We start from the raw sequence: 11,623 nt of genomic DNA, 5'->3' as shown, positions 1-11,623 counted from the left end.
TAAAGCCACGAATTAAAGTGTGCTATTTAAAGTTATGAGTTTGCCATTTGCAGCGTCGGCATCACTATGATCGTGGGTTACCATAATTGCAGGTAGCTTATGATCGCGTATTTGGCTAAACACGAGTTCGCGTGTATCAACACGCAGTTGGGTGTCGAGTTTGCTAAAGGGTTCGTCGAGTAAAATAGCTTTAGGTTCGCTCAGCAGCATACGTAATAATGCAACACGGGCTTGTTGCCCACCCGATAAATTGTCGGGGTGACGATTACCCATGTCTTTAAGACCAACTTGCTCAAGTGCGTGTTCTATTTTTTCAAGGCGTTGTTTTTTATTACCTTTAGGCATTGCAAAGGCAATGTTACCAGCAACAGTTAAATGCGAAAACAATAAAGCGTCTTGATAAAGCACTCCAATATGGCGCAAGTGTGGAGGGGTGTTGTCGATATTTTGACCATTAAGCCACGCCTCACCATTGGCCTTAAAGCCACTGGGTAAAGTACCCGTAAGCCAATTTAGTAAGCTTGATTTACCACTGCCTGATGGGCCCATAATAGTGAGTATTTCACCGCCATTAACTTGCTCGTTTAAGCTAAGTAACAGCTCATTTTGGCGATAAAGCTGACAATTTTTAATCTGTAACGATGACTGCATTAAAAAACCTTAACCCTGATAGTGTTAAACATGGGTGCTTTAAATATGTGCACTTTTAAACTTGCTTACTTTTAGACACGTGCGCTTTTAAAAAAATATTTAGGTAAACCCCATGCAACTATAAATCCAATAAGCGGCAACGCCATTTGCATAATAGCGTACACGGCACTGGTGCGTCTGCTTGCGCCATTGGCAAGCGTAACGGCTTCGGTTGTTATTGTGGCTATGCGCCCGCCGCCAGCTAAAAGCGTGGGGAGGTATTGTCCAAAACTAATTGCTAAGCCCAGTGCGGCTGCAATTAAAATCGGGGCAAACAACTGAGGTAGTTTTACTTTAAAAAACACCTTGCATGGCGCTGCGCCTAGGCTTGCTGCAACATGAGCAAAACGAGGATCTAAGCGCCTATAACTGCTCACGAGTGACAAAAATACATAAGGCAACACAAACAGTAAATGCGTAAGTACCACATTAAAAAATGCGGCTTGGTTATTTACCAATTGTTGTATCCATACTAGCCCAAACAAAAAGGCAATACTGGGTACTAATAACGGTAAATAAATAATTAAACTGGTAAAACGAGAAATAGGTTTGTCACTCAACTGCTCTGATTCTAAACACAATAAAGTAAGAATAATGGCAAATAGTGTGGTTACTAAACCGATTGCTAGGGTATTAAAAAGCGGACTGCCCATTTGCATTAGCGCACTTTTAAAATGCAGTAGTGTAAATTGCTCAGGCATTGCATCTGGAAAGCGCCAAAAACCTGCAACCGACCACATAACTAAACCAATAAGCGACAATAGTATAAAGCTAATTACTAATGCGGTGAGTACTACCGTTATTTTTTGCCAATAAAATCCGCCGTATTCGCGCACCCCATTAGTGAGAGAGTCGCTAAATAACACATTTACGGCCTTTTCTGCGCCAAGCCAAAGGGCTAACAAACCGCCTGTAACAGCCAGTTGTAATAAAGCACCTGCAGAGGCTTTAATACGCAGGTTTAAATCAACATCGTTAAACCAATGCATTATTGCAACGGCCAACGTTGGTGGTGTATTTGGGCCTAAAATGAGTGGCATTTCTACACTGGCACTTGCATAAGCCAACACGGCTAAAAGCGGTAAGCGCAGCAGCGGATAAAGGCTTGGCAGTATTACTTTAAAAAAGGCGGTCATTGGGCAATAACCCAAGTTAAGCGCAACCTTATGTTGTTGGCGTAATTTTTTGCCAAGCTCAGGTTGAGTAAGTACGCCCAGTGCCATTAGTAATAAAAAGGGAAGCTCTTTGAGTGTTAAGCCTAAAATAATACTAATACCGAACGAATCATGCGGAAACAGGCCGTTTGGCGCAAGTTCCCAGCCGCTTAACCAAGGCGACGCTAAGCGTGAAATCATACCTGAAGGGGCAATTAAAAACCCTACTGCAATAGCCGCGGCGGCATGAGGTATCACTAATATAGGGCTCAATAAACGCTGAATTCGGTTAAGCCACGGGCTATTAAAAAACGCAGCTAAAATCATTAAGGTAATGATAAATGCAAGCAGAGTACTTATTAAGCCCGTAGCAACGCTTAAGGTAACCATTTGGGTAAGGCCGGGTGTTTGCCAAAGGGCGTTAAAACCTTGCAAGCTAAACGTTGTTTGCTCAAGTACGGGCGCATAACCAAAGGCAGGCAGCAATACGCTAATTAAGCCACCAAGTACGGGTAGTATAAGTAAAGCGAGTAAAAATCGCGGGCTAAATTTTACAATGCGCGTAAACATATCGGTGCTGCACTGCGTTGTTGCTTTGGTATTAATCGGTACACTTTTTGAAATAACACTCATTGGCTTACTCCATAACGAGTTTGCCAACCTTGCATAATGGCGTTTACCCAGCTTGGATGAGGTTCGCTCAATGTGCGTTTAATACTGTTTAAAGGCAGTGCACTTGGATGTGGTTTAGCTGTTTTAAATAAGGCTTGCTGATCAGGCGTTAACGTTGATTGAATAAGTACGCTTTTATCGCCCCATATATGCGCTTTTTGTTTTTGAGCTTGCGCCTCAGGGCTGAGTAAAAAATTAGCCACTAATTGCGCACTTTGCTGGTGGCTTGCATTGTAAGGGATTGCCACAAAATGGGTATTACTTAAACTGCCATCACTCATTGCGTAACTGCGAATGCTGTTTGGTAAATCATAGCGTTTTACAGCTGCGGGTACTTCAGGTGCTGAAAAAGTAAAGGCTAAACTCAGCTCGGTATCGTCTACTAAGCGGCGCATTTGAGCACCACTTTGCATAAAATGAGTGCCACCACGCCAAAGCGTTGGGTGTAGTTTATCTAAAAAGTCCCATAACGGATTTAGCACTTGTGCAGTATTTAAAGCGGTAGCTGGTTGGTTTAACTGCGCTTTAATGTTTTCGCTGCTGTGCTTATGCAGCACAACTAAGGCGTACTTTAAAAAACTCATACCTAAAAAGTCAGGCGGCTTTGGGTAACTAAAGCGACCAGGGTTTTGTGTGCTCCAGTTTAATAATTCGTTTAATGTAGTAGGGCGTTTATTGTTTGTTTGTTCATTTATTGCAAGGCTGTCGTAATAAAAGGTGAGCGATGCTTGCCCCCACGGTGCTTCCATACCGTTTGTGGGTATGCCAAAGTCAAAATTAACAGCAGGGTTATTAGCGGGATCTGTGTATGCAAAGTGTGGCAGTTTATTTGCCCACTGTTTTAACAACAATGCGTGCTCGCTCATAGTGGCAAAGTTAGCGCCGTTTATCCATACCAGATCAACACTGCCTTGGTCATTATTATGTGCTGATTTTTCGGCCAACACACGGCTTACTGCTTCGCTGGTGTCGCTGAGCTTTACATGGACTAAGTTAATATTATATTGAGTTTTAACTTGCTGGGCAGCCCATTGAATATAGGCATTTATTTGCGCGTCGCCGCCCCAGGCATAAAAGTACACGCTTTGGTTATTACCAAGCGTTTCAATATTTTCCCAGCGAGTGAGTCGTTCTTTACTCATATTATGAGCGCTGTTATTAGCAAAAGTACTTAAGCTTGTTATTAAGCAAACGCAAAACGCGACACAGTAAACACTGTATCGCGTAGTTGTTTGCCAAAACTTACTGGCGTGCATTTAAATCCCAGCTGTAGTCTAAAAATTTTACTTTCATGTCATTATTTTTAAGCGCTTTTTGCTGAGCGGGTACTAGTTTAAGTGCATCGCTATATTGCAAAAAAAACTGCTGTAAGGTATTTGCCCCGTTAAAGCCTTGTTCAAAGTCATCACCGTACCACTTAAATATAGAGGAGATATTTAGCGTATTTTCCTGCGCAAAATTACGTGTTGTATCAGATAAAAAACGCACCGTTTGCTGTTGCAATTGGCTCTCTAGTTCAGTAGCTGTGAATGCCTCCCCGCGCAGCGCAGGGCAACCAATACTTGCACAATTTACAGCAAAATGAATGCGTGGATCGTTATATTTACCGCTGCCACGAATTAAACCGTGCTCTATGTCATCAAGGCTGCGAGTTTTACCCAGTAGTGGCACAAACTCTTTGCTCCATGGTGAGCTAAAAAAGCTGCCTAAGTCTTTTATTGATTTAAGGTTTGGGTACTTAGTCAATATAAGTTCAACAGTCCACGCATTATACGCATTAATTAAAAAAGCGAGTTGCTTAGGCTTTTCCCACGCGTCAAACTCGTTTTGTGTTACAGCACTTAACGAATCTAAATACGTTTTTAGCTGTGCATGCTCACGTTTTATGGCTGCGTAATCAACCTCTGTGCTGTGATTATGGTTAATCGCTACAACATGCTTATTTAATAATGCATTCCAGCTATCGTGCATGTTTTGGGCTTGGGTCGAAAATGATGTTGCAAACGATGTTACAACTAAAGCCGAACCAAGTAGCAATGCTTTTAGAGGTGTTTTAAACATAATTAACCTCGACGCCAAGTGTGGTATTTTTCAAGCAAGTTAAGCACTTTTTCAGGTGCATGAGCGCGTTTCCACTCACCTGCTGCGTATTTGTTTCCTTCAGCCCAAGTAGGGTAGCTGTGTATAGTACCGAGTATTTTGTTAAGACCTAAGCCGTGTTTCATTGCCAGTACAAACTCAGCAATTAAATCGCCAGCGTGTTCAGATACTACAGTAACACCCAATATTTTGTCTTTGCCTTTGGGTGTAATCACTTTAATAAAGCCTTTTGTAGCGCTGTCGGTAATTGCACGGTCTAGCTCTTCAAATTCAAAGCGAGTAATTTCGTAATCTATGCCTTTGTCTTTTGCGTCTTGCTCGTTTAAGCCAACACGTGCTACTTCTGGGTCAATAAACGTAGTCCACGGAATAACACGGTAATCTACTTTAAACTTTTTAAGGTGACCAAATAAGCCATTTACCGCTGCGTACCAACCCTGATGAGCTGCCACATGTGTAAACTGGTATGGACCTACAATATCGCCTGCTGCAAAAATATTAGGGTACAGTGTTTCTAGGTATTCGTTAGTTACTACTGTGCGGTTTGTTTCAATGCCTAGCTCTTCAAGACCGTAACCTTTAAGGCGTGCACTTCTACCAACGGCACATAATAGCTCGTCGTATTCAATATCTATTTCTTTGTCGTTATGTTTAACAACAATATATTTTTTACCATCGCGAGCTTCACAGCGTAGTGCTTGGTGCGATGTTAAAATATTAACGCCACTTTCGGTTAACGCTTCGTGAGCAAAAGTAGACACTTCAAGATCTTCTTTGATCATGATGCGCTCCGCCATTTCAATTTGCGTAACGCTTGAACCTAAACGTGCAAAGCTTTGTGCTAATTCGCTACCAATTGGACCACCACCAAGTACTACAAGTTTCTTAGGTGCCTCATCTAGCTCTGCAAATTTATTCCACAACGTATCGCTTGTTACATAGCCAGTTTCTTCAATACCAGGTAGTGGCGGTACAAATGGGCGCGCGCCAGTGGCAATCACAATAGTACGAGCGGTGAGTGTTTGCGTGCCACCGTCGTTAAGTTTAATTTCTACAGTCCACGGGTCTATTAATTTACCGTAACCTTTTACAACATCTACGCCTAGGTTGGTGTAACGCTCAACGCTGTCGTGCGGTGCTACATCGGCAATAACTTTATGTACACGTGCCATTACTTTTTTGAACGAAAACTGCGGTGTCGCATTTTCTAGGCCGTAGTTTTCACCATGGCGAATTTGTTCTGCAATTTTAGCGCTTTTAATGACTGCTTTACTTGGAACACAACCATAGTTTAAACAGTCTCCACCCATTTCGCCCGCTTCAATAAGGGTTACTTTTGCTTTAACAGCAGCGGCTATATAACTTGTTACCAAACCACCTGCGCCTGCACCAATAACAATCATGTTACGGTCGAATTTTTTAGGCTTAGTGTAGTTTTTGTATACGCGACGTTTTTTAAACACGTTTAAGATTCCCTTAGCAATGAATGGGAATATACCCAATAAAGCGAATGATAAGATTAAGTTGAATGATAAAATTCCAGATAAGCTCTCTATTTGAGCAAGCTGCGTACCTGCATTAACAAATACAAATGTACCGGCTAGCATACCCACTTGGCTTACCCAGTAAAAAGTCCATGACTTGATGGCTGTTACGCCCATTAACAAGTTGATTAAAAAGAACGGAAACACCGGCACTAAACGCAACGTAAATAAGTAAAAGCCGCCTTCTTTTTCAACGCCTGCATCAATGGCTGCTAAACGATCAGGAAAGCGCTTTTTAATGGTGTCGCGCAATAAGTAACGTGATACTAAAAAGGCCAATGTAGCACCTATGGTTGATGCAAACGATGCAACCAATAAGCCTTCAACTAAGCCAAATAAAGCACCCGCTGCCAGTGTTAAAATAGCCGCGCCCGGTAAAGACAATGCAGTAACCACCACATACAATAAAAAGAATCCGCCAATTATTAATAGCGGAGATTGCGCTTTATATTGGCTAAACTGATCCATCGAGCCTTTTAAGCCCTCAAGCGTAAGTAGTTGGTGCAAATCAAAATGAAAGAACAGGCCGATGGCGACCGCTGCAATTAATAACAAAAGTATTTTTTTAATCATGTTCTCTCTCTTTCAAACTTGTCTTTAAAAATTATGCGTAAGCGTCAGCTTGGCGTTTATTGGCAACTCAGGAAAAGCTAAAGTTGCACCAAAGTAACCGCCTTCAAATACTGGGCGCCAGTTTTTTTGATTCGTTACGTTGTTCACATCTAATCGTAACTTGGTACTAGGCGTAAAAGCATAGCTAGTATTTACGTTTAGTGTGTACTGATCACGAATTTTTACTGTCGCCAAAAAGTCTAATGGGTAACTCTTTGTATATAGACCTGAAAAACCCGTTTGCCATTTCGAATTAATTGAATAATTTCCGTTAAAGCTAAAAGATTGCTCAGGGATGCCCTGAACTTGGCGGTTTGAAGGTGCAAACGCGGTAAAGCTAGGTGCGCCAACACTGGTGCCTGCAATAATATCAGGGCGTGAGTTGTCAAATGCATCGGCTACTTGTGCTGAGTCTTGGCTACTTGCAGAATTATCGTAGCGAGCATCAATATAGCTGTAGCCAGCACTTAGCCAATAAGGGTAAGCATCATAAAATACTTGGCTTTCAAAGCCGGTAGTACGAATGCCGGTATTGCTACCATCGCGATTACGTAAACTACGACGTTGGCTGAATACTGCTCCATCGGCGTACCAATCACTGTCGGTTGGTGCGTACTTTAAACCAAATTCAACTAAAGTATTTTCGGTTGAAAAGTTTTGTGCGCTAATCGTGTTGTCGCCACCAAGAGACGTGCCGCCAGCCATGCTATTTGATGTGGCTTCGTTGTAACTTGCTGCACCATAAGTGGTGTAATCACTGTTTAATCGGTAGTTAAAGCTTATTTGCCCAGAATGTAGCTTATCGTTAATGCTATCGCGAGCTGCAATTTCACCCTCTGGTGCTATTGGGTCGTGCGCGTCTACGTCATAAAAATCTATGCGGTAACCAACACTTGTATGAAACTTATCTGTCCAATCAGAATCTTGCTGAATAGCAAAACCCGTTTGCCATGAGCGCGAATCGGTAGTGTCTGATAAGTTAAAGTCGCCGCTGCCATCGTTATTAATATCGTATTGACCACCAGGGGATACAAATACACCTGGACTAATTTCAATTAAACGCGCTTGTTGTGCATCAGTTAAAGGAATACGGCGATTTGAAATTGGGCCAGTTAAATCAATAGGTAAGTCGGCTTCTGTTGTAAATTGGCTGTAGCCTAGCACGCGGTTGTAACGCACATCAAAAGCAAAAATTGTTTGCTGTTCGTTACTCCATTGGTAAGTCAGTTCGGTACGGTTTTGCGCGGTATCGGCACCATCTATAATTTCAACAAAGCTATTTTGTGCAATTTCTTCGCGTTGTAAGTGCTGAAAATACGTAATGTTTTTTATTGATGCGTTGTTTGAAAGTTCACGCTTATAAATACTGTGTAGTAAATAAGTAGTGGCTTCGTTTTGATTGTCAGGGTCGGTAAGTACTGTACTACGGTCTATTTTTACTTGCCCAGTTGGTGAGATTATTGAACCTGCTGCCGGTACTGTACTGCCATTGGCTTGCACGCCTTGGCCGGTAATATAAAGGCCATCATCAATTAAGGCTTGAGTAGGGCGGTTAATACCTGCGTTATCGGTAAATTCAACTTGGTATAACTCAAAGTTAATATCCCAGCTGCTCTTGTCATCAGGTAACACCCTAAGTGCTGCAAATAGGCTGTCGCTTTTCGTGCCCGAAAAGTCGTAGTAACTGCCGTTATCAATGTGTTCAGCGCTTACTCTAAAACCTACTTTGTCTTTTACTATAGGTGCACTGTAATCAACTAAAACACTGTACTGATCCCATCTTCCTGCAGATACCGTTGCTTTGCCTTTACTGTCGTCAGTTGATGCTTTTTTAGAATGTAAGTTTACAAAACCACCGTTGCGTTGGCTTGAACCAAATAATACCGGTGGCGCGCCTTTTACTACATCTATTTGTTCTATGGAGTTGAACGATAACGGCACACCAAAGCCATTATTACCTGCTTGGCGGCGTGTACCATCTTGGAAAAGCTCACCTAGTTGCCCACGAATAGTAGGTAAACTAGGTGCGCCAAAACCACTGGCTGAATAGGTATTAGGACTTACTGCAAGTACATCTTGTAAAGTCGTAATATTGAGTTGTTCTATTAACTCGCTTGAAATTGGTGTTACTGATCGGGCTATATCTTGTAGAGCTAAGTTGTCGCCAAAAGGGCCGTCTACAGTGGCATTTTTAACCGAAAGACCTTGAGATTTAATAACTTGGCCTGCCACTTCAATACGCTCAATTGCGTCTTCTTTTGCTGTTTTTGATTCTTCGGCTGCAAAAGCATTAAGTGGTGTATTTAATATGGTGGCTAGGGAAAGTGCTAAATATGCGTGTTTCAAACGTTTTCTCTCTACGGTTAAAATGTTGTTGGCGATAAAGACCGAAAGGATTAAAAATAACTTTCAGTAAAATTTTGATTCTTTTTGTTTTTTAGAACATAACAAAACAGATGCATTACAAAGTTGGTAATTAAGTAGTATTGTTTTATTAGTCGATAAAACATTAATAGGGCGATTGTATTAGAGTGAATGTAAATGTTTGCTTTTAATAGGATTTATTAATTATAGACTACTTTCAACCTGCTAACATTTTAAAAGAGTTAACTTTTATGCAGCATTTTTAAATTACTTAAATAAGCTTCACTTTTAGTACTGTATGGCTTAACTAATGAATTTAATTAAAAATTTTTGAAATAAAAAATAACTTATACGGTCTAGCTTACTTCTACGTTTATTAATATTCATTTAAGGAAATTTTATGACAGGTTCAATGAATTCTGATGTGCAAAACCGTTTGCAGTGGTCACTTTTATCTTTGCGTTTAGGCGTGTTTATTGTAATGGTTATGTGGACATTCGATAAGTTTGTTAATCCTGGGCATAGCGCACGTATTTTTGAACATTTTTACGGTATTAGTGGCTCTACAGATATAGTGGCTTACATTATTGGTGCGGTGCAGTTAGTGCTTGTTTTAGCATTTTTAGCAGGTATTAAAAAGCGTATAACGTACGGTATCATTTTTGTAATGCATGGCTTATCTACGCTTTCTTCTTACAACCAGTACATAGATGGCTTTAATAACTTATTATTCTTTACTGCATGGCCAATGTGGGCTGCGTGTTTTGCACTTTACTTATTACGCGATCAAGACGTGAAATTTACTGTAAAGTAATAAAGTACATGCAAAAAAATTGGTTATAAGCCATAAGGCTTATAACCAATAAGTACACAGGGAGTGTGTGGAAGTCGGTTTGCATGTTATGCAACTAATGCATTGCGTCGTTGTATTGCTCAGCAAGGCTCTCTTTTTGCCCTTCGGTAAGTGCTTTACCCGCTAATTGAAACACTTCGTGTTCTTCTTCACTTAAATGATGATGTACCAAATGGTGTAGCTTTTTAGCTGCAACTAACCATGCAGACGAGCTCATTTCGGTATCTTCAAGTTGTTCAATTAATTCATCAATTTCGTGATGTTCAGCTACGCTGTGGCGCGCTTTTTCATGAGTTAAGTCATCAAACATAAGTGGGTTATAAAAGTAACGTTCTTCAAATTTTGCGTGATCTTCTAATTCTGTTTTTAGCTCATCCATTAGCTTGTGGCGCTGCTCTGTGTCGCCGTGTGTTTGAATAAGCGCATCTACCAATTTTCGTTGTTTATCATGGTCGTGACGTAGTGCTTCAAAAATATTCATAACTAGTCCTTTTACAATTTATTTGCTTATATCATTAACTAGCAAACTAAATGCCAAATATTAAATTATTGTATTTTAATGAATTTATATTGGTTTTTTATTTTTAGGCTGCTATCACTGTAAATTTTACAGTGATATGAATGCAATAATTTCAGGCTTTTGCGTAGTTCAATTATAAAAGTGAGTATAAATTCCTACAGAACCTTACAAATATTTACTGGTTGTTTATTTTATAGCAGTGATAAAGTGTCAGTGTTATTTGGGTACAACCCATATATTACCCTCACACATAAATGCAGGTAGCACGTTAACTTAATAGGATAGTTTAAGGATGAACATAAAAAGCCCCGTCGCCGCATTACTACTGTGCGCTTTACTGAGTGCATGTAGTACAGCCCCGCGTTCTGACCCTAACTTATGCATTGAAGAGGCTGAAATGGTTGATCGAAATGGCGCTCAAACAAGCTCACAGGTTGATAATCAATGCATTAGCGCACAAATTAAAAAGGATGAAAAAAATGACACTTTTTTGATGCCATCGGTACGTTCTTTTTTGAATTTTTTGTAATGGTGGTAGAAAAGTAAATAGGCTAACTTGCAGCTGTAATTTAAAGTAAATAAGTTGCGTAAAAATAGGATGGGTTATGAAGCAATTGTTGATAGCAATTCCACTTTTTTTATTACTAAGCGCTTGTGCGGCGCAGCCTTACGCAGGCTCGGCAAAATGTATGGAACAAGCAGATATTTCATACGAAACCGATACACGTAAAAATGAGACATTAGATAATAACTGCAAAGCTGCAAAAGTAAATACGCCTAATAAAGAGCTTGAGAATCATGGCTTGGTTGATAGAAGCCTTTTACAGCTAATCGTTAGCTTTTTAAATGGCGTATTTTAATAGTAAAAATATAATTAAATAAGGTATGTATGAGGGAAGAACTAAGAGCAAAAATAATTACCGTGTGCGATAAAAAAATAGCAGTTAAAGGCGAAAATGTAGGGCTTTCTTTTTATGCATTTTTTGCTAATAAAAACGACGACCCAGAGCTACTTATGGAAGCTGCTACTTGGTGGATACACACCCATAAATTAGATCATTTTGTAAAAGCACATAAAATTAAACAGATGGTTACAGATGGACTTTAGTCAATT

11 protein-coding genes are annotated in these 11,623 nt (G+C 40.4%); 4 read left to right on the top strand and 7 right to left on the bottom strand.

The features are described from left to right. Positions 1-12: 12 nt before the first annotated feature. The 6 genes from ABX891_RS19600 to ABX891_RS19575 all read right to left on the bottom strand — a co-directional run bounded on the left by ABX891_RS19600 (position 13) and on the right by ABX891_RS19575 (position 9,118). Positions 13-651 carry an ATP-binding cassette domain-containing protein gene (locus ABX891_RS19600; RefSeq protein WP_354630445.1) on the bottom strand — a complete coding sequence of 213 codons (639 nt, stop codon included), beginning with the start codon at positions 649-651 and terminating at the stop codon, positions 13-15. 71 nt (positions 652-722) lie between these two features. Further along, positions 723-2,477, bottom strand: coding sequence for an ABC transporter permease (locus ABX891_RS19595; protein WP_354630444.1), 1,755 nt, complete (start codon positions 2,475-2,477; stop codon positions 723-725). After that, entirely contained in the window at positions 2,474-3,772 is a 1,299-nt protein-coding gene (locus ABX891_RS19590; protein ID WP_024605642.1) for an ABC transporter substrate-binding protein, read from the bottom strand. The genes ABX891_RS19595 and ABX891_RS19590 overlap by 4 nt, the downstream gene beginning before the upstream one ends. Then, on the bottom strand, positions 3,759-4,577 hold the full coding sequence (locus tag ABX891_RS19585; protein ID WP_294119819.1) for a DUF547 domain-containing protein: 819 nt from the start codon (positions 4,575-4,577) through the stop codon (positions 3,759-3,761). The genes ABX891_RS19590 and ABX891_RS19585 overlap by 14 nt, the downstream gene beginning before the upstream one ends. 2 nt (positions 4,578-4,579) lie before the next feature. After that, a complete protein-coding gene (locus ABX891_RS19580; protein ID WP_354630443.1) occupies positions 4,580-6,733 on the bottom strand; it encodes a dihydrolipoyl dehydrogenase family protein in 2,154 nt (717 codons plus the stop codon). A gap of 24 nt (positions 6,734-6,757) precedes the next feature. Continuing rightward, a complete protein-coding gene (locus ABX891_RS19575; RefSeq protein ID WP_354630442.1) occupies positions 6,758-9,118 on the bottom strand; it encodes a TonB-dependent receptor in 2,361 nt (786 codons plus the stop codon). A 418-nt stretch (positions 9,119-9,536) separates the two neighbouring features. Between ABX891_RS19575 and ABX891_RS19570 the strand changes: the two genes are divergently transcribed. Then, complete coding sequence (locus ABX891_RS19570; protein ID WP_002960120.1) at positions 9,537-9,950, top strand: hypothetical protein; 414 nt, start codon at positions 9,537-9,539, stop codon at positions 9,948-9,950. Between the two features lie 94 nt (positions 9,951-10,044). Here ABX891_RS19570 and ABX891_RS19565 read toward each other — a convergent pair whose 3' ends face one another. Then, positions 10,045-10,470 carry a hemerythrin domain-containing protein gene (locus ABX891_RS19565; protein WP_002960122.1) on the bottom strand — a complete coding sequence of 142 codons (426 nt, stop codon included), beginning with the start codon at positions 10,468-10,470 and terminating at the stop codon, positions 10,045-10,047. A gap of 331 nt (positions 10,471-10,801) precedes the next feature. Between ABX891_RS19565 and ABX891_RS19560 the strand changes: the two genes are divergently transcribed. The 3 genes from ABX891_RS19560 (at position 10,802) to ABX891_RS19550 (ending at position 11,617) form a co-directional block, all read left to right on the top strand. Continuing rightward, entirely contained in the window at positions 10,802-11,038 is a 237-nt protein-coding gene (locus ABX891_RS19560; RefSeq protein ID WP_354630441.1) for a hypothetical protein, read from the top strand. 76 nt (positions 11,039-11,114) lie between these two features. Then, positions 11,115-11,369, top strand: a complete 255-nt coding sequence (locus tag ABX891_RS19555) for a hypothetical protein (RefSeq protein ID WP_354630440.1) — start codon at positions 11,115-11,117, stop codon at positions 11,367-11,369. A 29-nt stretch (positions 11,370-11,398) separates the two neighbouring features. Then, positions 11,399-11,617: a DUF6500 family protein gene (locus ABX891_RS19550; protein WP_149603545.1), complete on the top strand. Its 219-nt coding sequence runs from the start codon at positions 11,399-11,401 to the stop codon at positions 11,615-11,617. Positions 11,618-11,623: the final 6 nt, after the last annotated feature.

Origin of the sequence: Pseudoalteromonas sp. NCIMB 1079, from assembly GCF_040567695.1 — a bacterium.
Lineage (GTDB): Bacteria > Pseudomonadota > Gammaproteobacteria > Enterobacterales > Alteromonadaceae > Pseudoalteromonas > Pseudoalteromonas distincta.
Note: the sequence above shows the minus strand (reverse complement) of the source record. Positions and strands in the feature narration are given on the sequence as shown.

Bases quoted from the DNA above. Each gene is read 5' to 3' on its own strand.
- ABX891_RS19600 (WP_354630445.1), bottom strand. From the start codon at position 651: ATGCAGTCATCGTTACAGATTAAAAATTGTCAGCTTTATCGCCAAAAT.
- ABX891_RS19595 (WP_354630444.1), bottom strand. From the start codon at position 2,477: ATGAGTGTTATTTCAAAAAGTGTACCGATTAATACCAAAGCAACAACG.
- ABX891_RS19590 (WP_024605642.1), bottom strand. From the start codon at position 3,772: ATGCACGCCAGTAAGTTTTGGCAAACAACTACGCGATACAGTGTTTAC.
- ABX891_RS19585 (WP_294119819.1), bottom strand. From the start codon at position 4,577: ATGTTTAAAACACCTCTAAAAGCATTGCTACTTGGTTCGGCTTTAGTT.
- ABX891_RS19580 (WP_354630443.1), bottom strand. From the start codon at position 6,733: ATGATTAAAAAAATACTTTTGTTATTAATTGCAGCGGTCGCCATCGGC.
- ABX891_RS19570 (WP_002960120.1), top strand. From the start codon at position 9,537: ATGACAGGTTCAATGAATTCTGATGTGCAAAACCGTTTGCAGTGGTCA.
- ABX891_RS19565 (WP_002960122.1), bottom strand. From the start codon at position 10,470: ATGAATATTTTTGAAGCACTACGTCACGACCATGATAAACAACGAAAA.
- ABX891_RS19560 (WP_354630441.1), top strand. From the start codon at position 10,802: ATGAACATAAAAAGCCCCGTCGCCGCATTACTACTGTGCGCTTTACTG.
- ABX891_RS19555 (WP_354630440.1), top strand. From the start codon at position 11,115: ATGAAGCAATTGTTGATAGCAATTCCACTTTTTTTATTACTAAGCGCT.
- ABX891_RS19550 (WP_149603545.1), top strand. From the start codon at position 11,399: ATGAGGGAAGAACTAAGAGCAAAAATAATTACCGTGTGCGATAAAAAA.